20 protein-coding genes are annotated in these 21,023 nt (G+C 60.3%); 13 read left to right on the top strand and 7 right to left on the bottom strand.

Annotated elements, in window-relative coordinates:
- Positions 1-43: 43 nt before the first annotated feature.
- Positions 44-1,531, bottom strand: coding sequence for a helicase HerA-like domain-containing protein (locus BZK31_RS16565; RefSeq protein WP_083184033.1), 1,488 nt, complete (start codon positions 1,529-1,531; stop codon positions 44-46).
- A gap of 201 nt (positions 1,532-1,732) precedes the next feature.
- Between BZK31_RS16565 and gpgS the strand changes: the two genes are divergently transcribed.
- On the top strand, positions 1,733-2,845 hold the full coding sequence (gpgS, locus tag BZK31_RS16560; protein WP_482822363.1) for a glycosyltransferase family 4 protein: 1,113 nt from the start codon (positions 1,733-1,735) through the stop codon (positions 2,843-2,845).
- A gap of 4 nt (positions 2,846-2,849) precedes the next feature.
- Positions 2,850-3,608: an N-acetylglucosaminyl phosphatidylglycerol deacetylase gene (gene gpgD, locus BZK31_RS16555; RefSeq protein WP_244182694.1), complete on the top strand. Its 759-nt coding sequence runs from the start codon at positions 2,850-2,852 to the stop codon at positions 3,606-3,608.
- On the opposite strand, the gene BZK31_RS16550 is transcribed toward gpgD, so the two are convergent.
- Both BZK31_RS16550 and purU read right to left on the bottom strand, forming a co-directional pair.
- On the bottom strand, positions 3,605-3,778 hold the full coding sequence (locus BZK31_RS16550) for a hypothetical protein (protein ID WP_102136511.1): 174 nt from the start codon (positions 3,776-3,778) through the stop codon (positions 3,605-3,607). The two genes, gpgD and BZK31_RS16550, sit on opposite strands and share 4 nt — an antisense overlap.
- A 60-nt stretch (positions 3,779-3,838) precedes the next feature.
- The gene (gene purU, locus BZK31_RS16545; protein WP_083184030.1) at positions 3,839-4,690 is read right to left on the bottom strand and encodes a formyltetrahydrofolate deformylase; all 852 of its coding nucleotides are present in this window, start codon (positions 4,688-4,690) and stop codon (positions 3,839-3,841) included.
- 359 nt (positions 4,691-5,049) lie between these two features.
- On the opposite strand from purU, the gene mvaT reads away from it, so the two are divergent.
- A complete protein-coding gene (gene mvaT / locus BZK31_RS16540) occupies positions 5,050-5,430 on the top strand; it encodes a histone-like nucleoid-structuring protein MvaT (RefSeq protein ID WP_083184029.1) in 381 nt (126 codons plus the stop codon).
- An 82-nt stretch (positions 5,431-5,512) separates the two neighbouring features.
- Here the strand turns inward: mvaT and sbcB are convergent, their stop codons facing one another.
- Positions 5,513-6,943 (bottom strand): exodeoxyribonuclease I, encoded by a 1,431-nt coding sequence (gene sbcB / locus BZK31_RS16535; protein ID WP_083184028.1) that lies wholly within the window; start codon positions 6,941-6,943, stop codon positions 5,513-5,515.
- 179 nt (positions 6,944-7,122) lie between these two features.
- Between sbcB and BZK31_RS16530 the strand changes: the two genes are divergently transcribed.
- The 8 genes from BZK31_RS16530 to BZK31_RS16495 all read left to right on the top strand — a co-directional run bounded on the left by BZK31_RS16530 (position 7,123) and on the right by BZK31_RS16495 (position 16,162).
- A complete protein-coding gene (locus tag BZK31_RS16530) occupies positions 7,123-7,845 on the top strand; it encodes an RDD family protein (protein ID WP_083184027.1) in 723 nt (240 codons plus the stop codon).
- A complete protein-coding gene (locus BZK31_RS16525; RefSeq protein WP_083184026.1) occupies positions 7,842-8,822 on the top strand; it encodes a stage II sporulation protein M in 981 nt (326 codons plus the stop codon). Before BZK31_RS16530 ends, BZK31_RS16525 begins: the two co-directional genes overlap by 4 nt.
- A complete protein-coding gene (locus BZK31_RS16520; RefSeq protein ID WP_083184025.1) occupies positions 8,809-10,398 on the top strand; it encodes a DUF4129 domain-containing protein in 1,590 nt (529 codons plus the stop codon). The genes BZK31_RS16525 and BZK31_RS16520 overlap by 14 nt, the downstream gene beginning before the upstream one ends.
- A complete protein-coding gene (locus BZK31_RS16515; RefSeq protein ID WP_083184024.1) occupies positions 10,395-11,609 on the top strand; it encodes a DUF4350 domain-containing protein in 1,215 nt (404 codons plus the stop codon). Before BZK31_RS16520 ends, BZK31_RS16515 begins: the two co-directional genes overlap by 4 nt.
- A 158-nt stretch (positions 11,610-11,767) precedes the next feature.
- Positions 11,768-12,103 (top strand): hypothetical protein, encoded by a 336-nt coding sequence (locus tag BZK31_RS16510; protein ID WP_087881674.1) that lies wholly within the window; start codon positions 11,768-11,770, stop codon positions 12,101-12,103.
- A gap of 285 nt (positions 12,104-12,388) precedes the next feature.
- Positions 12,389-13,330 (top strand): alpha/beta fold hydrolase, encoded by a 942-nt coding sequence (locus BZK31_RS16505; RefSeq protein ID WP_087881673.1) that lies wholly within the window; start codon positions 12,389-12,391, stop codon positions 13,328-13,330.
- Positions 13,331-13,778: 448 nt separating this feature from the next.
- Positions 13,779-14,822, top strand: coding sequence for an AAA family ATPase (locus BZK31_RS16500; RefSeq protein ID WP_083184038.1), 1,044 nt, complete (start codon positions 13,779-13,781; stop codon positions 14,820-14,822).
- The gene (locus BZK31_RS16495; protein WP_083184022.1) at positions 14,819-16,162 is read left to right on the top strand and encodes a DUF58 domain-containing protein; all 1,344 of its coding nucleotides are present in this window, start codon (positions 14,819-14,821) and stop codon (positions 16,160-16,162) included. Before BZK31_RS16500 ends, BZK31_RS16495 begins: the two co-directional genes overlap by 4 nt.
- A 24-nt stretch (positions 16,163-16,186) precedes the next feature.
- Here the strand turns inward: BZK31_RS16495 and BZK31_RS16490 are convergent, their stop codons facing one another.
- Together BZK31_RS16490 and BZK31_RS16485 are read right to left on the bottom strand one after the other, a co-directional pair.
- Positions 16,187-16,546 carry a PilZ domain-containing protein gene (locus BZK31_RS16490; RefSeq protein ID WP_083184021.1) on the bottom strand — a complete coding sequence of 120 codons (360 nt, stop codon included), beginning with the start codon at positions 16,544-16,546 and terminating at the stop codon, positions 16,187-16,189.
- A 194-nt stretch (positions 16,547-16,740) separates the two neighbouring features.
- Positions 16,741-17,115 carry a tetratricopeptide repeat protein gene (locus BZK31_RS16485; protein ID WP_083184020.1) on the bottom strand — a complete coding sequence of 125 codons (375 nt, stop codon included), beginning with the start codon at positions 17,113-17,115 and terminating at the stop codon, positions 16,741-16,743.
- 176 nt (positions 17,116-17,291) lie between these two features.
- Here BZK31_RS16485 and pyk point away from each other — a divergent pair, with 176 nt between their 5' ends.
- Positions 17,292-18,743: a pyruvate kinase gene (pyk, locus tag BZK31_RS16480; RefSeq protein ID WP_083184019.1), complete on the top strand. Its 1,452-nt coding sequence runs from the start codon at positions 17,292-17,294 to the stop codon at positions 18,741-18,743.
- A gap of 207 nt (positions 18,744-18,950) precedes the next feature.
- On the opposite strand, the gene BZK31_RS16475 is transcribed toward pyk, so the two are convergent.
- Complete coding sequence (locus BZK31_RS16475; RefSeq protein WP_083184018.1) at positions 18,951-19,889, bottom strand: iron-sulfur-binding ferredoxin reductase; 939 nt, start codon at positions 19,887-19,889, stop codon at positions 18,951-18,953.
- Between the two features lie 179 nt (positions 19,890-20,068).
- Between BZK31_RS16475 and BZK31_RS16470 the strand changes: the two genes are divergently transcribed.
- On the top strand, positions 20,069-21,023 hold a 955-nt coding region (locus tag BZK31_RS16470), incomplete at its 3' end, for a fumarate hydratase (protein WP_102136510.1).

Raw genomic sequence — 21,023 nt, 5'->3', positions numbered from 1 at the left:
ATCACCTGGGCGGTGCATCCTGCGCCGCCCAGGCGAAGCGGCATCATTTGCGCTTCTTCGTACCCAGCAACGACCCCATCAAACCGCGCACCAACTCTCGTCCCAACTGACTAGCCGCCTGACGCATGGCATTCTTCATCGCTTGCCCGGCCAGCCCGCCGAGAAACGCCCCGGCCTTGTCGCCGAAACTGTCTTCCTGCTGACCGTTCGCTGTCGGAGCACCGCCCTCTTCCGGCCCGGACACCTTACGCGCAGCGAGCATTTCGTAAGCCGACTCCCGGTCAATCGGTTTGTCATAGCGTCTGCCGAGGGACGACCCGGCAATCAGTCGGGCGCGTTCGTCAGCCGTCAGCGGCCCGATGCGCGATTGGGGCGGGGCGATCAGCACACGCTGCACCATGGCCGGTGTGCCCTTGTCCTGCAGCGTGCCGACCAGTGCTTCACCCGTTCCCAGTTCGGTCAGTACGCTCAACGCATTGAACGCGGGGTTAGGCCTGAAACCTTCGGCCACTGCGCGCAGCGACTTCTGCTCATTGGCCGTGAATGCACGCAGCCCATGCTGGATCCGCAGCCCCAGCTGGGCCAGAACTTCATCAGGCAGATCACCGGGCGATTGAGTCACGAAATACACGCCCACGCCCTTGGAACGGATCAGGCGTACCACTTGCTCAAGCCGTTCCTGCAACGCCTTTGGCGTATCGGCAAATAATAAATGCGCCTCATCGAAGAACAGGGCCAACAAAGGTTTATCGGCGTCGCCCCGCTCGGGTAGCTGTTCAAACAGCTCGGCCAGCAACCACAGCAGGAAGGTCGCATAGACTTTGGGCGCTTCGTGCACCAGCCTGCTGGCGTCCAGCAGATGAATGCGTCCTCGCCCCTCAGCGTCCGGCTGCAGAATGTCTTCAAGTTGCAGGGCCGGCTCGCCGAACAGCGCCTCGGCGCCCTGCTGTTCAAGAACGGCCAGGCGACGCTGCAGTGCCTGACTCGAACCACTGGTCATCAAGGCGCTGTCTTCGCCCAACAACTGCGGATTGTCATGCAAGTGGTTGAGCAGCGCCTTGAGGTCTTTGATGTCGAGCAGTAATAGTCCTTCCCGGTCGGCCACCTTGAAGGCTGCGTAGAGCGCCGATTGCTGACTGTCGGTCAGTTCCAGCAGATTGCCCAGCAACAAAGGGCCCATTTCACTCAACGTTGTGCGCAGTGGATGTCCAGACTTTCCATCGATGTCCCACAACGTCACCGGATAAGCCTGAGGTCGATGCGCGAGCCAGGGCATGCCGGCAATCCGCTCGGCGATCTTGCCTTCCGGCTGTCCGGCAGCACCCAGCCCGCACAGATCGCCCTTGATGTCAGCGGCGAAAACCGCAACCCCCGCGTCACTGAAGGCTTCAGCCAGACGCTGCAAGGTCACCGTCTTTCCGGTCCCGGTCGCACCCGCGACCAGGCCGTGACGATTGGCCAGGCGCAACGCCTGAGAGACCGGCTGCCCGTCAGGACCGGCGCCCAGAATCATTTCTAGAGAATCGTGCATGTTTCACCCTCTCCCAAACATGAGACACGCCGCCCGGCAGCGCAGCGGTTGCAACAAGGACCCGTTCAGAATAGACAATGCATCATCCTCCCACCCAGGTTGTAAGTCTGCCGCTTGCCTGCTGAGCGGTGGATCCGGGTACGAACATCTATTCTTCAGGGTGGTCAAGAGAGGACGACTTCAGATCGGAGGAATGTGGACGTGCACATTGCTGACATGACGATGTTCTACGCCCCCGCCAGCGGCGGCGTGCGCACCTATCTCGATGCCAAGCACCCGCGCCTGGACAGCCAGCCCGGGGTTCGCCACAGCCTGCTGATTCCCGGTGCACGCGCCACGCATGCCGACGGCATCTATCGGGTCCCGGCACCGGCGCTGCCATTCAGCAACGGTTACCGGTTTCCGTTACGGGTCGCCCCTTGGCGCAACATGCTGCACAAGCTTCAACCCGACCTGATCGAAGCAGGCGATCCTTACCTGACTGCCTGGGCGGCGCTGGATGCGCGTCGTCACCTGGACGTTCCAGTGATTGGCTTTTACCACTCCGACCTTCCACTGCTGATCAGCAACCGCATGGGCAACTGGATGGGCATGAGCGCACAGGCTTATATCAGCAAGCTTTACAGCAACTTCGACCGCGTGCTCGCGCCAAGTCAGGTTATGGCCGACAAGCTTGCGGGCATGGGCGTGGAAAATGTGCACGTACAGCCTCTGGGCGTCGACTTGCAAACCTTCAACCCCCGTCATCGGGATACGGGCCTGAAAGCCGAACTGGGCCTGCGTGAGGACACTCGCCTGCTGATCTTCGCCGGGCGTGGCTCCAAAGAGAAAAACCTGCCGGTGCTGCTTCAGTGCCTGCAAACGCTCGGTCCGCGTTATCACCTGTTGCTGGTGGGCTCGCACATGCCTCATCAGGTGCCGGACAACGTGACGGTCATCCACCGTTTCTGCAAAGCCACAAGCCTTGCACGCCTGCTGGCCAGCGCCGACGCACTGATCCATGCCGGCGATCAGGAAACCTTCGGGCTGGTGGTGCTCGAGGCCATGGCCAGCGGGATTCCCGTCGTCGCAGTCGCCGCCGGGGCGTTCAACGAAATCGTGCAGGAACGCTGCGGGCTGCTCTGTGAAGCCAACGACGCAAACGCTATGGCCGCCGCCGTGAAAGCGCTGTTTTCCCGGGACGCTCGCGCAAAAGGTCTTGCCGCAAGACGCTACGTTGAAGATCGTTACAGCTGGGACGTGGTGGTGACGGGACTGCTTGGACACTATCAGGCCGTGCTGGGCACGCGCCTGTCCGCCTTCGCCCATGGCTGAACGAATGAATACAGCGAACCGGCGCAGTGTGCTGCTGGTGTTGCATGATGTCGCCCCGCACAGCTGGCCGATCTACGAACCCTTCGTCAACGCTGTCGATCAGTTGGGCCGGGTCAACATGACCTGGCTGGTGGTCCCGGATTTTCACCGACGCAGCCCGACCGGCAATGACCCGCGCTTTCAGCAGCGACTGGCAGAGCGACTGGAGCGTGGCGACGAACTGGCGCTGCACGGTTACTACCATTGCGACGACAGCCCCACGCCAAGGACCCTGCGTGATTATTTCATGCGTCGTATCTATACGTGGGAAGGCGAGTTCTATTGCCTGGATTCGCAGCAGGCGCTCGCGCGGCTGGAGGCCGGGATAGCCACGTTCGAGCGCCACAATTGGCCGCTGCATGGCTTCGTCGCACCAGCCTGGCTAATGAGTCAGGGCACACGCGACGCGTTGCGGCAATTGCCGTTGCGCTACACCAGCGATTCGCGACACCTGTTCAACCTGCCGGACTTCACCCCGATAACCGCGCCGGGACTGGTCTGGAGCGCACGTAGTCCATGGCGACGCGCAGCATCGAGGCTTTACAGCGATCTGAAAATGCTCCGGCTGCGTGATGCCACGACCATCCGCCTCGGGCTGCACCCAGTAGACATGCTGCATCAGGTGTCACGGGATTACTGGCTGAATCTACTCACGCAATTGCTTGCGGACGGCCGACAGCCGATGACCAAGATCGACTGGTTGCGAACGCAAGCCACAGCCTAGGGTGCGGGTGGCTCGTCATCGGGTTGCTGCAACTCGCGCCACAACTCGGCCGCGCCGTCGAATTCGGTGCCGTTTTCAGGCGTCAGGGCATCGGGGTCGTAACGGCTCAGACAGCCTTCGCCCAGTGTGGCGGGTGCTTTGGAGGTGGCTTTGTCGAGAGGGTCGGTCACAGGCATGTCCGCCTTGGAGGGTTGGCAGGAGCGTCGCATGGACGATCCTGCCACAACAGATCAGTCGAAGACGACTGTCTTGTTGTCATGCACCAGCACACGGTCTTCAAGGTGCGCACGCAGACCACGCGCCAGGACCATTTTTTCCACGTCACGGCCGAAACGCACCATGTTCTCGATGCTGTCGCGATGGCTGACACGCACCACGTCCTGCTCGATGATCGGACCTGCGTCCAGTTCTTCAGTCACATAATGGCAGGTCGCGCCAATCAGCTTGACGCCGCGCAGTGAGGCCTGGTGATAAGGCTTGGCACCGACGAACGACGGCAGAAAGCTGTGGTGAATGTTGATGACCTGATGGGCATATTCGCGGCAAAGCTGCGGCGGCAGAATCTGCATGTAGCGCGCCAGTACCACGACATCGGCCTGATGCTGCCCGACCAGACGCGACACCTCGGCAAATGCCGGTTCCTTGTCCTTCGGATCGACCGGCACATGGTAATAAGGGATGTCATGCCACTCGACCATGCTGCGCAGGTCCTGGTGGTTTGAAATCACACAGGCGATGTCGCAATCGAGTTCATCACTGTGCCAGCGGTGCAGCAGGTCGGCCAGGCAGTGCGATTCGCGGCTGGCCATGAGCACGACGCGCTTCTTCTGAGCCGAATCGGTGATGCGCCAGTCCATGCCGAACTCTTGAGCGATCGGCGTAAACGCCTCGCGGAAGCCGTCCAGATCAAAGGGCAATGTATCGGCACGAATCTCGTGACGCATGAAAAACCAGCCACTGAGATTATCCGAATGATGGCTCGCTTCGGTGATCCAGCCGTTATGGGAGGCCAGAAAGTTACTGACTTTGGCAACGATGCCGACGCGGTCCGGGCAAGCAATCACCAGACGAAAAGTGCGCATTAGGGGAAACTCCAGAACTTCGCAAAGGCGCTATTCTAGCGACTGCGCGGGAAAACTGCAGTATCTGTGTTGCCTGAGTTCAGGCGGCGAGGCGGCCCCCTTCAAGGAAAAAGGTTGCACCGTGCCAGTATGCATTTTTTGGTCGCCACCGCTATACGAGACCCGTACTTAAGCAGGGTTTTATAGCGACCCTCTTTAGTAGGGCACACACGCTCGATCTAGTTCCTGAGTCTGTAGGACGTGTGTATATTTCTAAATAATTCAAATAAAACTTTTATTTAATGTTTACTTGCTCACTTCCTCTGACTATTATTGCGTCACTGTATCCCTGCCACCCTTCACAACATAAGGTCCCCCTCATGTCCCTGATCAACGAATACCGTGCCACAGAAGAAGCCATCAAAGAACTGCAAGCCCGTTTGAAGAACCTGTCGCAAGACGACAAACTGCAAACCGAGCTGGAATTCGAAGGCAAACTGCGTACCTTGATGGGCGAATATCAAAAATCGCTGCGTGACATCATTGCTCTGCTGGATCCGGATTCCAAGGTAAACAAGGCTCCACGTGGCGGCGCCGTGAAAACTACCGGCACCAAGCGTGCTCGCAAGGTCAAGCAGTACAAGAACCCGCACAATGGCGAAGTCATCGAAACCAAAGGTGGCAACCACAAGACGCTGAAAGAGTGGAAAGCCAAGTGGGGCGGTGACGAAGTTGAAAGCTGGGCCACTCTGCTGGGCTAAGCCTCAACGGTCGTCTTGTTCGCGACTTGAAAAACGCCAGCCTGCTGGCGTTTTTTTATAGTTCACTTTCTACATCGTCCGCTCATTTTTCATACCGCTCACGCAGACATTCAACGTGATCCTGCCATTGACGCAGCACCGCCAACTGCTCTGGCGTGGCACTAAGCGACAACTCCACCAGCGCTTTCGTAAAACCTTGCAAAGTATTCGGAGCCCCTGATTCCGGGCTGTGCAGCCGTGCCTGACAGAATGCATGCCAGCGTTGTTGTTCTTCGGCCGAGAGGGTTTCAGGGAAGTTACGGGCCCGATAGCGGAATAACAATTCAGGCAAACGCGCATCGTCAAATGGCCATGCATCACGCGCCAGTTGCTCGGGCTCGGAAATGCGGACTTGTTCACAAAGTCGGCGATCACGGTCTCCGATAAACCCGTCATACAATTGCTGCTCGGGGTCTTCACTTGCGATGAAATGATCCTTGCCATACAGCCCACGCAGTTTGTCCTGCCAAACTTCCAGGCTTTCAGTCATGCTCGACGCACGCGCCTGATAACCCGCCATGTCCAGCTGCAGACGTTGTTGATCCTCCAGACGCAATACGCTCATGGGCGCAATCACCGGGCAACGATTTATATGCAATAGTTTGAGCGGCACCGGCAGCTCGCCTTCGCCCAGCGCGTCATGGCGGGTATATAAGCGCTGTTTGAGTGTTTCAACGTCGCAGTCCAGTAACGGTGCCGGGTCCTGGTGCAGGTCGTAAACGATCAACGCATTACGATTATGCGGGTGCCAGGCCAGCGGCAACACGACGCCTAGATAATGACGGGCCGCCGAGAAGCGCCCTGAAATATGCACCAGAGGCTGCATCAAACGAATCTGATCCTGAACCTTCTGTTTGCTGCGCAAGGCGAAAAGATAATCGTAGAGCCGCGGTTGTTTTTCACGAATCAGGCGGGCCAGTGCGATAGTTGCGCGCACATCGGATAAAGCGTCGTGGGCCTGACCATGTTCAATACCGTTGGCGGCGGTCAGACGTTCAAGTTTGAGCGTGACCCTTCCGTCCTCTTCAGGCCAGACGATCCCGTCCGGACGCAAGGCGTAGGCAGCGCGCACGACATCGATCAGATCCCAGCGACTGTTGCCACCCTGCCATTCACGGGCATAAGGGTCGAAAAAGTTGCGGTACAGGCTGTAACGGGTCACCTCATCGTCGAACCGCAGCGTGTTATAGCCCGCCCCGCAAGTGCCGGGGGCCGACAGTTCGGCATGCACACGGGTCATGAAATCCGCTTCGCACAAGCCCTTTTCCGCCAGCGTGGCCGGGGTGATGCCGGTAATGACGCACGCGGCCGGGTGCGGCAGGATGTCGTCGCTGGGTTGGCAGTAGAGGTTGACCGGCGGTGCAATTTCATTGAGATCGGCGTCGGTACGAATGCCGGCCATCTGCAACGCGCGATCGTTGCGCGGGTTGATACCGGTGGTTTCGTAGTCATACCAGAAGATGCTGGAAGTCACGGGCTGATCCTGAACAAGAGACTCGTAAAGTGTAGGGCGTGAGGCCGCCGCTTGGCTAATCGGAAGGCTCGACATGGCCGCGACACGTTTTCTTACAGCGTCTGTTTTACAAGGCTGGTTGCTTAGCACTGCAGTGGTAGCTAGCATCAGTTTTCGCCTTCAGGTAACGCCTCCCCATCATGTCATCGCCTCCCGCTTCGCAAGGGATTGCAGCGCAGCCTCCGCTGGATACCCGCATCGCCATCGAGACCCCGGAAGGCATCGACATGATCCTTCGTCCTGCGGGTCTGGTCGTGCGCTCGCTGGCGTTTGCAATCGACCTGGGCATCCGCGCCCTGGCACTCGGCGCGCTCTTCTTGGTTCTCCAGCTCTTCGACAAACTTGGCATGGGACTGGCCGCCATCGCGCTGTTCCTGGTGAACTGGTGGTACATGGTGCTGTTCGAGGTATTGAATCAGGGCCGCACGCCAGGCAAACGGGCGATGGGCCTGCGGGTCATCAATGACGACGGCACGCCCATCGCCTGGGCCTCCTCGCTCACCCGTAACCTGTTGCGCTTCGTCGACATGCTGCCACTTGCCTACAGCGTCGGTGCGGTCAGTTGCCTGAACCATCCTCAGTTCAAACGCCTTGGCGATCTGGCTGCCGGCACGCTGGTGATTCATACCGACCGGCCCACGCAGCGCCCTGCCATGCCCGAGGCTGAGCCCTTCGTCGTGCCGGTCGCATTGCAACTGGAAGAGCAACGTGCGCTGATGAGTCTGGCCGAGCGCCAGACAGAGCTGTCGCCAGCGCGCACCCAGGAGCTGGCCACAATTCTCGTCGAACCGCTGCAACTGTCTGCAGACCACGCCGTCACTCAGGTCAACGGTATTGCGCGCAGCCTGACGGGGTCGCCATGAAACAGACCCGGTTCGAAGCCCGTCATCAGACTGAATGGCAACACTTCGGCGAATGCCTGGACGCGCTTGAACGCGGCAAGGCCGATTCGAAGACCAGCGAACGTTTTCCGGCCGATTACCGTCGACTTTGTCACCAGTTGGCGCTGGCTCAGGAGCGAGGCTATAGCAGCCACCTCATCGATCCGCTGCATCAACTGGCGATGCGCGGGCATCAGCAACTGTACCGGCATCGCAGTGCGCCGGGGGCTCAGTTTCTGACGTTCATCCTGGCCGGCTTCCCGAGGAGCGTACGCGCCGAATGGCGTTTCGTACTGACCGCCAGCCTGCTGTTTTTCGGCAGCCTGATCGGCATGGGCCTGCTGGTGTATGGCTTTCCCGACCTGGTCTACAGCGTCGTCAGCCCTGAACAACTGGCCGACATGCAAAGCATGTACGACCCGGCCGCCAGCCGGATCGGCCAGGCAATGGAGCGCGCTTCCGATGACGACTGGATGATGTTCGGCTACTACATCATGAACAACATAGGCATCGCCTTTCAAACCTATGCCAGCGGATTGCTGTTCGGGCTGGGCAGCCTGTTTTTCCTGCTGTTCAACGGCCTGATGATCGGGGCCGTCGCAGGCCATCTGACCGATACTGGCTCCGGCCAGACCTTCTGGTCATTCGTCATTGGTCACGGCGCCTTCGAACTGACCGCCATCGCGCTGGCCGGGGCCGCCGGTCTCAAGCTGGGCTGGGCGCTGCTGGCGCCCGGCAGACTGACACGCGGTGAAGCCTTGCGTCTGGCCGCCAAGAGCAGCGTGCAATTGATCGGAGGAGTGATCCTGTTTCTGCTGATCGCCGCGTTCATCGAAGCCTATTGGTCTTCGATGACCTGGCCGACGCCGCTCATCAAGTACCTGGTGGGCATCACTCTCTGGGTGCTGGTGGGCGCCTATCTGACACTGGCAGGGCGGACCACACATGCGCCTGACTGAATCGAGCGTTGCCATCCGTCCGCGCACCGCCTGGGAGGCGGTCGATCTGGGCGTGCTCATGGCGCGTGAGCACCGCGTGCTGCTGATGAGCAGTTGGGCGATCGTCACCCTGCCCGTGTTCGCCCTGCTTTGCCTGCTGCTCTGGGACTACCCTTCACTGGTAGTGTTCCTGTTCTGGTGGCTCAAACCGGCTTTCGATCGCCTGCCACTGCTGATTCTGTCGCAGGCGCTGTTCGGCGCGAAGCCAACGCTGAGCCAGGCCCTCAAAGCCTGGCCAAAAACCCTGAAAAACCAGCTGCTGCCCAGCCTGCTCTGGCGTCGCCTGAGCCTGACCCGTAGCTTCCAGTTGCCGGTGCAGCAACTGGAAAATCTTGCGGGGACCGAGCGTGCACTGCGCATCAACCTGCTCAGCCAGAAAGACTTGCGGGCCGCCCGTCTGCTGACCATCGTCGGTGCGCACCTGGAATACTCGCTATGGATCGGCCTGATGATTCTGTTCTATCTGTTCATTCCGCAGCAGATCGAGATCGACTGGCAGTGGCTGACGCTGATCGACACTGATGCCAGCCTGAACTGGCTGGAACACCTGACCAACCTGTTTTATGTGCTGGCCCTGGTGTTGTGGGAGCCCATCTACGTCGCCTGCGGGTTCACCCTCTACCTCAATCGTCGTACTGTCCTTGAGGCCTGGGACATCGAACTGACCTTTCGGCGCCTGCGTCAGCGTCTGGTCGGTACGGCCTACGTGTTGCTGATAAGTGCCGGGCTGCTGTTCTCGGCAGTGCCGCAATCGGCCATGGCGGAGTCGGAGAGCTACAGCTGCCCACTGCCCGAATCGCCCCCGACAGAACCGGCGCTCATCAGCGCGGCACCCGATTCACCACGCCTCACCCACCAGACGCTGACCAGCGAAGCCGCCCGAAACGAAATCCGCAACGTCCTGCAAGCGCCGCCGTTCAAGAATCCCAAAACGGTGTCCGGCTGGCGCTTTCCGGAGCGAGCGGACAACGCGGCCAGCCCGGCAAGTCCGGGCGACGGGCGCTTTCTCATCGAGTGGCTCAACCGGCTGCTGGCGGCAGCGAGCGCTCTGGCCAGCCTGTTCGAAATACTGCTCTGGGCCGTGGCACTGGTCCTGATCGGTGTTCTGGTCTGGCGTTATCGCACCTGGCTGGGCACGTTCGTCAGTCGCAAGCCGCAACGGGTTCAGCAGCCCCGCGAAACGCCTGAACAGCTCTTCGGCCTGCAGGTGAACGCAGCAAGCCTGCCCGACGATGTTGCCACCAGCGCGGAAAGACTCTGGGCCAGCTCGCCCCGCGAAGCATTGGGTCTGCTGTATCGCGCCCTCCTCAGCCGCCTGCTGACCGACTATCACCTGCCCCTCAGAAACGCCGACACCGAAGGACAGGTACTCGAGCGCGTGGCCCGGCTCAATCAGCCACAGCTCGACGAATTCAGTCGAACACTGACCACCCACTGGCAGAACCTCGCCTACGGCCATCGCCCGCCACCGCCACAGTCGCAGCAAGAGCTGTGTACAGCGTGGCGTAGACTGTTCGGGCCGGAGATCCAGGCATGAATCGCCGCACCGCGCTGATCGGCGGACTCGCGCTGATGCTGCTGATCATCGTCAGCGTGTGGGCAGCCAGTCATCTGGAGCGCTACGAAAAAACCGTCGATCAAGGCCCCTCCCCCGAGGCACGTGCCAACCCTTATCTGGCCGCGGCAGAGTTTCTGCGCCATCGCTCCGTGCCGGTCACCATCACCCGTACCCTGAACGAGCTGCCGGATGCACGGCAACGACCACAGACGCTGTTGCTGCTCGATGACCGGGAAGACATGACCCCGGCCCAGACCGAACGCCTGCTGAACTGGGCCGATTCCGGCGGACACCTGCTGTTCGTCGCGGAACAGCTATGGGATGAGCAAAAAGGCCGTAGCGGCGACCTGCTGCTCGACAGGCTCGAGATTCGCCAGTACCTGACCAAAGACATCAAGGCGCAGGACCGGCAAACGGACGACACCCGGCCCAGCCTCCCCATTCCATTGATCACGCCGTCACCTGCCGGGCAGAAAGTGAAGTGGCCGGAGCTGACGCGTCTGTACCTTGAAAATGAAAACGCGCCAGCGTTCATGAGTTTCGATCCGGCCTTCCATCTGGAAGACCCCGAAGACCACGCTGATTCATGGGCCAACAGCGCCGACGCCACGCACATGTTGCAGATCAGCCACGGCAATGGACTGATCACCGTGCTCACCGACGCCTATCTGTGGAAGACCCGCTCGATCGGCAAATACGACAACGCCTGGCTGTTGTGGTACCTGACCCAGGACAGTGACGTGACAATGCTGCTGCAAACCGAACATGACAACTTGCTCAGCCTGCTGTTGCGCCACTTTTCGCTGGCCCTGGTCGCCTTCGTGCTGCTGATCGCCCTGGGTGTTTGGCATGTGGGACTGCGTGAAGGTCCCGTCCGGTTGCCTGCCGCACGCGCCCGAAGACAACTGACCGAACACCTGCGGGCCAGTGCCGGGTTTCTGAGCAGACGCAGCGGACAGGACGTGCTGCTGAAAAGCTTGCAGCACGACATTCTGCGCCGCGCCCGGCAACTGCATCCTGGCTTTGAATCACTGGCCGTCGCCGAGCAATGGCAAGTGCTGTCGCGCCTTACCCGCCAGCCCACCAGCGCCATTAGCGACGCACTGCGCCCCAGACCGCAGCAGCGTCTGTCGCATGGCGACTTCACCCGTCAGGTGGCGCACCTGCAGACGCTTAGGAATGCGCTGTGAACCGGAACGCCTCATCCCCTGCTGACCGGTCGGGAGCGTTGGCTGAAAGGCAGATCTGCTGACGATAACAAGATGAAATTGTTACAAAAATTCGAGCTCAACGCGTAAAGTGTCGCGCCCGCGAATTGGATCCGGGCTATCGTCCATGGAGTTACATCGTGAAGTCCCTTAGTAAAGTCGTTGTATCTGCAGTGTGTGGTCTGGTTCTAGCGGGTTGCACCGGCACCGCCATGAAGACCCAACAGTACGACAGCAATCAGTACACCGTCGTTGGTCACAGTGAAGCCAGTGCTACCGGCCTGATGCTGTTCGGTCTGATCCCGATTCGTCAGAACGACCGTTTTGTTCGCGCTCAGAATGCTGCCATCCAGGCCAAGGGTGGCGATGCGTTGATCAATACCCAAGTGCAGGAAAAGTGGTTCTGGGCCTGGGTCCTGAATGGCTACACCACCACCATCTCTGGTGATGTCATCAAGCTGAAAGCGGCTAAATAAGTCCAGCTCGATTACAAGAAGCCCGGTTCGCCGGGCTTTTTCACGTCTGGCAGCCACGGATCCAAGGCAGGCTCGACGAGTCTCGTTGCTCCGGTCCACGCCGACGCGCCATTCCTGCCCCCACTCTCCCTTTCCCACGCCGTTCTCGACGCCCCGCCTCGAATACATTCCGGACGCAATGCACCTGCGCTCGCCGCCACCATGTAACCAATAAAATATATTTGACTGGTTACAAAACAACGCTGTAACCTAAAAATCTATTTTTAGAAGTTACAAGGAACCCTCATGACCTCTTCCAGATCCATCGCGGCTGCCGGACTCGCAGCGTCACTGCTTGCTGGTGGCGCGCAGTCCGCACATGCGGCCAGCCCGGTTCATTACCGCTATGAGCAGGTGGGTAACGTAAAAGTGTTCTACCGCGAGGCGGGCAACCCCGGCGCGCCCACAGTCCTGTTGCTTCACGGCTTTGCGGCCTCGTCGTTCATGTTCCGCGACCTCATTCCCCATCTGGCTGATCGTTATCACGTGATCGCGCCGGATCTGCCTGCGTTTGGCTTTACCGAAGCGCCCGCCAGTGACACCTACACTTACACCTTCAGCCAGTTGGCGAAGACTGTCGGCCAGTTCACCGAACAGCTCAAGCTCGATCGCTACGCACTTATGGTTCACGACTACGGCGCTCCGGTGGGATGGCGTCTGGCAGTAGCCCATCCTGAGCGGGTGACCGCGATCATTTCCCAGAATGGCAATGCCTATGAAGAAGGACTGGGTACTGGCTGGGCGCCTATTCAAAAATACTGGCGCGAACCGACACAAGAGAACCGTGAAGCCCTGCACGACTTCCCGACACCGGCCTCTATCAAGTGGCAATACCTTGAAGGGGTCAGCGACAAGACTTCAGTTTCTCCGGATGGCTACACCCTGGAAGGGTTGCAGGTGTCGCGGCCTGGCAATGCGGACATTCAGCTCGACCTGGTGTTGGACTACGCCTCGAACGTGGCAATGTATCCCGCGTTCCAGACCTACTTCCGCACGTACCAGCCGCCGCTGCTGGCCGTATGGGGGAAAAACGATCCGTTCTTCCTCCCGGCCGGTGCCGAGGCCTGGAAGCGCGACCTGCCCAAGTCGGACATTCGCTTTTATGACACCGGACACTTCGCGCTCGAAACCCACGGCCGGGAAATCATTCCGGTGATTCGTGAGTTTCTGGACAAGAACGTTCGATAACAATGGCGCTGCAGATCGGGCGACCGTCTTCTTTTGACGGGTACGGTCTGTTTCTGACCAGAAGACGTTGATCAGGCCCCATCCGAAGGGCCTGCATCAATTAGCCGGACAGGCTTCATCTTGGGTAAATCCATGGACTCGCGCTCGCATTGCGCTGTGAGGACGATTGAGCCCGATGGCCCGGCACCTCAATCAGCATCAGCCAATTCCTACGCCACCAGACACGTCCCAGCGCCAGAATCGACCTTCCCGACCTGTCTCTTTAAGGTTACCTTCACCGCTAGGCTAACGTGTTGAAGCGCTCCCCTCATGCCCTACCCCGTTTTCGCTGAAGCAAACCTGACAGGTCGCTGACCCACAGACTTCGCACGCCGGACCAACTGAAAAGGTAACTGTTTGATTTATGGACGATAAAACGCATGTCACCGTTGAAGGGACGCCGGACTCGCTGAGCGATCACGTGCCTCAGCCGCCGGGGGCCGTCGAGCCCGGTGTCGCGGCGAATGCCGAGTCTGCGGCGAATCATCAGGCGCAGCAGCGCCAGCGCGCCAGCCATCTGGCTCAGGTACTGCGCAGCGAATTGCAGAAAGCGGTCATTGGCCAGAATGCCGTCATCGACGATGTGCTCACGGCGCTGATAGGCGGTGGTCATGTGTTGCTCGAGGGTGTGCCGGGGCTGGGCAAAACGTTGCTGGTCAGGGCGCTGGCCAACTGCCTGGGCTGTGAGTTCGCCCGCATTCAGTTCACCCCCGATCTGATGCCCAGCGACGTAACCGGTCATGCGGTCTACGACCTGCAGACCGAGCAGTTCAAACTGCGCAAGGGACCGATTTTTACCAACCTGCTGCTGGCCGACGAAATCAACCGCGCCCCGGCCAAGACTCAGGCTGCGTTGCTCGAAGCCATGCAGGAACGGCAGGTCACGCTGGAAGGTCGAGCACTGCCCATCGCGCAGCCGTTCATGGTGCTGGCGACCCAGAACCCCATCGAGCAGGAAGGCACGTACCCGTTGCCCGAAGCCGAACTCGACCGCTTCATGCTAAAGCTGCGCATGGATTACCCTCAAGCCCAGGAAGAGCTGGACATGGTTCGCCAGGTCACCCGCTCGACCCGCGCGGACATGCTCGATGTCAGGCCGCTGAAAGTGGTCATGCAGGCCCGCGAAGTGCAGGCATTGCAACGCATTGCCAGCGATCTGCCGCTGGATGATCAAGTGCTGGATTACGCCGTGCGACTGGCGCGCAGCACCCGCACCTGGCCGGGGCTGAGCCTGGGCGCAGGTCCGCGGGCGTCCATTGCGCTGGTGCGTGGCGGCCGAGCGAGAGCCTTGCTGCGCGGCGGCGAATTCGTGATTCCGGATGACATCAAGGGGTGCGCGCTGGCCGTGTTGCGTCACCGGGTGAGGCTGTCGCCGGAGCTGGATATCGAAGGGTTGTCGGTGGATCAGGTGCTCAGGCAGATTCTCGATCAGGTCCCGGCGCCGCGTCTGTGAAACAGCTATTGAAGCCATCGACCCTGCTTCTGCGCTGGCTTGGCGGACTGGCAGGCATCGCTGTGCTGCTCGGGATAATCGACGCGCTGGGCATCGACTATCCGAAACGGATCGATACTCTGTATTGGGCAGCCCTGCTGGGACTGGCGGGGATTTGCCTGTTCGACGGGTTTCGCCTGACCCGTCAGCCTTCCCCGCGCTTGCAGCGGCACTTGCCCGGCAGTCTGGCGTTGGGCCGCTGGGACGAGGTGCGACTGGACATCGAACACGATGGCGGTACGTCGTTGAGGCTGCAGATCATCGACCATCTGCCAGACGGTCTGGAATCGGAAAATCTGCCGCAAACCCTCGACGTCGCGCGCAAAGGCAAAGCGCAGCTAGGCTATCGGGTGCGCCCCCTCAAACGGGGTCATTTCACGTTCGAGCAGTGCGAGGCCCATCTGCAAAGCGGCTTGCGACTATGGTCCGCTCGGCGTCGGCTGCCCCTGCCGGGCACCACACGTGTCTACCCGGACTTTGCACGTCTGTATGACGGCCAACTGCTGGCGGTGGATAACTGGCTGAGCCAGATCGGCGTGCGCCAGGCGCAACGTCGTGGGCTGGGGCTGGAATTCAATCAGTTGCGTGAGTTTCGCGAAGGCGACAGCCTGCGGCAGATCGACTGGAAAGCCACCGCCCGACAGCGATCACCCATCGCACGCGAGTATCAGGACGAGCGGGATCAGCAGATCGTGTTCATGCTCGACTGCGGTCGACGCATGCGCAGTCAGGACGGTGATCTGTCGCATTTCGATCATGCGCTCAACGCCTGTCTATTGCTCAGCTACGTTGCCTTGCGCCAGGGTGATGCCGTCGGCCTCACGACCTTCGCCGGTGATCAAAACCGTTTCCTGTCGCCAGTCAAAGGCCACGGCCAGCTGAACCTGCTGCTCAACACCGTCTATGACCTGCAGACCACGCAGCGGCCGGCCGACTATAGCGCGGCCGTTCGCCAGTTGCTGGCCCGCCAGAAAAGACGTTGCCTGGTGGTGCTGGTCACCAACCTGCGCGATGAGGACGACGATGAGCTGATGACGGCAGTGAAACATCTGGGAAGCCGACACCGGGTACTGGTCGCCAGCCTCAGGGAGGAAGTGCTGGACAGCCTTCGGCATTCGACTGTACAGACGTACGACGAAGCCCTGAGTTACTGCGGGACAATCAACTTTCTCAATGCGCGGTCAACATTGCACGAGCACCTTGTCGCACACGGCATCAATGTGATGGATGCGCGCCCGGGAGAACTGGGCGCACAGTTGGTGACGCGCTACCTCGGCTGGAAGAAAGCGGGAACACTCTGACCCGCTTTCTCCACATCAAGCGCGTCAGGCCGAAGCCTCAAAGGTTGGATAAAAGCAAAAGTACTGGCGCAACACGCGAACCAGCTCCAGATAATCGTCTGACACTTCAGCAAGCTCGAAACCGGAATCGTAGCAGCCCGGCGTCTCGTCTTCATGACACCACAGGCACTTCGCGTTGAAATCGATGGTCTTGAGCCCTTCGCTGCGTGGCAATCTCAAACGCAAATCAAAACGCGCACCCACCAGCAAAGGAATGTTGCTGATCAGCATCAGTCCTTCTTCGGAAACGTTTCCCAGACAACCGAGTGGGCGGTCTGTGTGTCGATTGAAAACCTGAAGATATTCCTGCAACTGGTGTCGTTCGATTTTTCGCTCTTTTAGCATGGCAGGCCGCCTTCAGAGACCAATCAGCATGGTCACGTAGAACTTTCATTCCTGCAGCCATACAACAAAACCGGATGCCGCAGGAACTCCCTAGACTAGGGCCTTCAGGCCCTTTCATTCCCTTGACAGAGAGCCTAGCGCAAATCCTTCTAACATCCACCCGAATACGACACCAATCATCCAATCGGGTGTAATTATTTTGAGGCAGGAATCGGTCTTGCAGGCTGGGCTGGCGGGTAGTGGCCCAGTTGCGCCAGCGTGTCGAGTCGAGCCCGCGCACGGTAGGCGTATTCACTGGCCGGATATTGGGTCATCAGAAACTGATACGTCTGCGCGGCATCGACGTAAAGCTTCTGTCGCTCCAGGCATTGACCGCGCAGCATCGAAACCTCCGGCTGCACGTAGCGACGCTCACGGCTCTGACGTTCGACCTTGGACAGATCGAGCATCACTCGATCGCAGTCGCCTTCCTGATAAGCGCGATAGGCATGATCCAGGTTGGAGTTCATAGCCCAACGGGTGCAACCGCTGACCGCAGCCAGTAATACAACAATCGTTACAATACGCATGGGAGTCTCCTGTTCTCTGCCATTTATCGGCTCGACATCCAATTTCTTCAGGCCAATCGAACACCGGCCGTCAGCCGATTGCCCTGCCTGCCTGCAGCAAGGTAGTGCAAAGGAACAATGACTAAAGACCCAGACAGGAGTAGCCTCTCGCTGCGCTTCAATTAAGGAGTTTGTGCATGACCGTTCGCCGCACCAAAATCGTCGCCACACTTGGCCCTGCCAGCAACTCGCCGGAAGTCATTGAGCAACTGATCCTTTCGGGTCTCGACGTTGCCCGTCTGAACTTCTCCCACGGCACCCCGGATGAGCATAAGGCTCGCGCCAAACTGATCCGTGATATCGCCGCCAGACACGGGCGCTTCGTCGCTCTGCTGGGCGACCTGCAGGGTCCCAAGATCCGTATCGCAAAGTTCACCGACAAGCGGATAGAGCTGAAAGTCGATGACAAGTTCACCTTCTCCACCGCTCACCCGTTGACCAGTGGCACCCAGCAGATCGTGGGTATCGACTACCCGGATCTGGTCAAGGATTGCGGCGTGGGCGACGAGCTGCTGCTCGACGACGGTCGCGTGGTCATGCGCGTCGACACTCAAACTGCCGATGAACTGCACTGCACCGTGTTGATCGGTGGCCCGCTGTCGGACCACAAAGGCATCAACCGTCGCGGCGGTGGCCTGACGGCGCCGGCGCTGACCGAAAAAGACAAGCAGGACATCAAGCTCGCTGCCGAAATGGACCTGGACTACCTGGCCGTGTCCTTCCCGCGCGACGCCGCCGACATGGAATACGCACGCCAACTACGCGACGAATCCGGCGGTACGGCCTGGCTGGTGGCGAAGATCGAACGCGCCGAAGCCGTTGCCAACGACGAAGTGCTCGACGAACTGATTCGCGCCAGTGACGCCGTGATGGTTGCTCGTGGCGACCTGGGCGTAGAGATCGGCGACGCCGAACTGGTCGGCGTTCAGAAACGCATCATTCTGCACGCACGTCGCCACAACAAGGCGGTGATCGTGGCCACGCAGATGATGGAGTCGATGATCTCCAGCCCCATGCCGACCCGCGCTGAAGTGTCCGACGTGGCCAACGCCGTGCTCGACTACACCGACGCTGTCATGCTGTCGGCGGAAAGTGCTGCGGGCTCGTACCCGATCGAAGCAGTGCAGGCCATGGCGCGCATCTGCCTCGGCGCTGAAAAGCACCCGACGGGCAAGACTTCCAGCCACCGCATCGGTCACTCGTTCACCCGGTGTGACGAAAGCATCGCGCTGGCGGCCATGTACACCGCCAACCATTTCCCGGGCGTCAAGGCGATCATCGCGCTGACCGAAAGCGGCTACACCCCGCTGATCATGTCGCGCATCCGCTCCTCCGTGCCGATCTACGCATTCTCCCCGCACCGCGCCACGCAGGCACGGGCCGCGATGTTCCGTGGCGTCTACACCGTACCGTTCGACCCGGCAGCCCTGCCACCAGGTCAGGTCAGCCAGGCCGCTGTCGACGAACTGCTTAAACGCGGTCTGGTCGAGCAAGGCGACTGGGTCATCCTGACCAAGGGCGACAGCTACCACACCATCGGTGGCACCAACGGCATGAAGATCCTGCACGTCGGCGACCCGTTGGTCTGACGTTCAGCGCAACAGACAAAGCCCCGTCTCGCAAGAGCCGAGGCTTTTTTGTGCCTGCGCAACCCTACTCGCGGACAAGTCCGCTCCCACGCGAGGTGCAAATCATTCTGGTGGAGCACTCTGGTGGGGACTTGTCCGCGAGTGCGCCATCACTCTCCCAAACGAGGCACACGCTCTGGTGGGAGCCAACTGTCCGCGAATGCGCCATCACTCCCGCCCGACAAACACATCCGCCAGCAATTGATTGCGCGGCAGCCCGGCCAGGTACAGCCGTTTGGCAAACACCTCGACACTCTCGGGGCTGCCACACACCAGCGCCATGGCGTGGCGCGACAGCAGGCGCAGGTCGGCCAGCGCGCTCTGAAGGGTGTCCTGGGTGATCAGCTGAACCTGTAGCAGAGGATGATTCTCTGCCAGCGCCTGCAGTTCAGCCGCCAGATAATGTTCCTGCGCGTCGTGAGCCAAATGGATCACACGAATGGCACCCTGATGCTCCTGACGCAACGCCTCACGCAAGACGCCCCATAACGGCCCGAGGCCGGTGCCGGCCGCCAGCAGCAACAAGGGTTTGTCCTGCCAGTCCGGGTCATAACGCAGCGCCCCGCCACGCAGTTCGCCGAGTCTCAACTCATCGCCGACCTGCAACTGGCGCGCATGGTCGCAGAACGCGCCAGGCTGTCGGCAATCCAGATGAAACTCCAGAAAGGCATCGTCACCGGGCAGACTCGCCAGCGAGTAAGGCCGCGCCACGCCCTGCCCGTTCCACAACACCTGATGCTGTCCGGCGCGGTAGCGCAACGGCTTGCCCGGTTCCAGCCGCACACGCAAGACGGTCGGACTGAGCCAGTCACAGCTTTGCACCGTGGCCGGCAAGCCGTCCAGCAAAGGATCGAACACTTCGACGGTCAGGTCCTGAACCACCTTGCACTGACATGCCAGCCGCCAGCCCTGCTGACGCTTTTCGGCAGGCAGCGCTTCGGGCAGCGAGTCTATCGGCTCGCCCTTCACGCAGCGCACCAGACACGCGTGGCAACTGCCCGCCCGGCAACTGTAAGGCACCGCAACGCCTGCCTGATTCAGGGCGTCGAGCAAATTACTGGCTTCGGTCACCGTCCAACTGCGGTCACCGACATGCAAATGCGGCATCAAGACGCCCCGTGCAGAAAATAACGGCGATTGTACAGACTGGCCTGTCGGGCAGGTTATACTGCCGCGCCTTTTTGCGCCCGCTACGGCTACCCTGACAGCTCGGGTTCACGCCGCAGTCCTCGACTGTCGCCGATAGCGTAATTGAATGTTCCCGTCCTTACAGAGGAGCGCGCCGCATGACCGTGATCAAGCAAGACGACCTGATTCAGAGCGTTGCAGACGCTTTGCAATTCATTTCCTACTACCACCCCGTGGATTTCATCCAGGCCATGCACGAGGCGTATCTGCGTGAGGAGTCGCCTGCCGCCCGCGACTCCATCGCCCAGATTCTGATCAACTCGCGCATGTGCGCGACCGGTCATCGCCCCATCTGCCAGGACACCGGCATCGTCACCGTTTTCGTACGCGTCGGCATGGACGTACGTTGGGATGGCGCCACCATGGGCCTGGACGACATGATCAACGAAGGCGTACGTCGCGCCTACAACCTGCCTGAAAACGTCCTGCGCGCCTCGATCCTGGCCGATCCGGCCGGTGCTCGCAAAAACACCAAGGACAACACCCCGGCGGTCATCCACTACTCCATCGTCCCGGGCAACACCGTGGAAGTGGACGTGGCGGCCAAGGGCGGCGGTTCGGAAAACAAATCGAAGATGGCGATGCTCAACCCGTCCGATTCGATCGTCGACTGGGTGCTGAAAACCGTTCCGACCATGGGCGCGGGCTGGTGCCCACCGGGCATGCTCGGCATCGGCATCGGCGGCACCGCCGAGAAGGCAGCGGTCATGGCCAAGGAAGTGTTGATGGAATCCATCGACATCCACGAGCTCAAGGCACGCGGCCCGCAGACCCGTATCGAAGAGATGCGTCTGGAGCTGTTCGAGAAGGTCAACCAACTGGGCATCGGCGCTCAGGGGCTGGGTGGCCTGACCACCGTGCTCGACGTGAAGATCATGGATTACCCGACCCACGCGGCTTCGCTGCCGGTCTGCATGATCCCCAACTGCGCCGCCACCCGTCATGCCCACTTCGTGCTCGACGGCACCGGCCCGGCCTCGCTGGAAGCGCCGCCGCTGGACGCTTACCCGGAAATCGTCTGGGAAGCCGGCCCGTCGGCACGCCGCGTCAACC

It is taken from the genome of Pseudomonas floridensis (genome assembly GCF_002087235.1).
Lineage (GTDB): Bacteria > Pseudomonadota > Gammaproteobacteria > Pseudomonadales > Pseudomonadaceae > Aquipseudomonas > Aquipseudomonas floridensis.
This window is presented reverse-complemented; position numbering and strand designations above follow the sequence as displayed.

What these genes read in the sequence shown, in the direction of transcription:
- BZK31_RS16565 (WP_083184033.1), bottom strand. Translation starts at nt 1,531, where the DNA reads ATGCACGATTCTCTAGAAATGATTCTGGGCGCCGGTCCTGACGGGCAG.
- gpgD (WP_244182694.1), top strand. Translation starts at nt 2,850, where the DNA reads ATGAATACAGCGAACCGGCGCAGTGTGCTGCTGGTGTTGCATGATGTC.
- purU (WP_083184030.1), bottom strand. Translation starts at nt 4,690, where the DNA reads ATGCGCACTTTTCGTCTGGTGATTGCTTGCCCGGACCGCGTCGGCATC.
- mvaT (WP_083184029.1), top strand. Translation starts at nt 5,050, where the DNA reads ATGTCCCTGATCAACGAATACCGTGCCACAGAAGAAGCCATCAAAGAA.
- BZK31_RS16530 (WP_083184027.1), top strand. Translation starts at nt 7,123, where the DNA reads ATGTCATCGCCTCCCGCTTCGCAAGGGATTGCAGCGCAGCCTCCGCTG.
- BZK31_RS16525 (WP_083184026.1), top strand. Translation starts at nt 7,842, where the DNA reads ATGAAACAGACCCGGTTCGAAGCCCGTCATCAGACTGAATGGCAACAC.
- BZK31_RS16520 (WP_083184025.1), top strand. Translation starts at nt 8,809, where the DNA reads ATGCGCCTGACTGAATCGAGCGTTGCCATCCGTCCGCGCACCGCCTGG.
- BZK31_RS16515 (WP_083184024.1), top strand. Translation starts at nt 10,395, where the DNA reads ATGAATCGCCGCACCGCGCTGATCGGCGGACTCGCGCTGATGCTGCTG.
- BZK31_RS16505 (WP_087881673.1), top strand. Translation starts at nt 12,389, where the DNA reads ATGACCTCTTCCAGATCCATCGCGGCTGCCGGACTCGCAGCGTCACTG.
- BZK31_RS16490 (WP_083184021.1), bottom strand. Translation starts at nt 16,546, where the DNA reads ATGCTAAAAGAGCGAAAAATCGAACGACACCAGTTGCAGGAATATCTT.
- BZK31_RS16485 (WP_083184020.1), bottom strand. Translation starts at nt 17,115, where the DNA reads ATGCGTATTGTAACGATTGTTGTATTACTGGCTGCGGTCAGCGGTTGC.
- pyk (WP_083184019.1), top strand. Translation starts at nt 17,292, where the DNA reads ATGACCGTTCGCCGCACCAAAATCGTCGCCACACTTGGCCCTGCCAGC.
- BZK31_RS16475 (WP_083184018.1), bottom strand. Translation starts at nt 19,889, where the DNA reads ATGCCGCATTTGCATGTCGGTGACCGCAGTTGGACGGTGACCGAAGCC.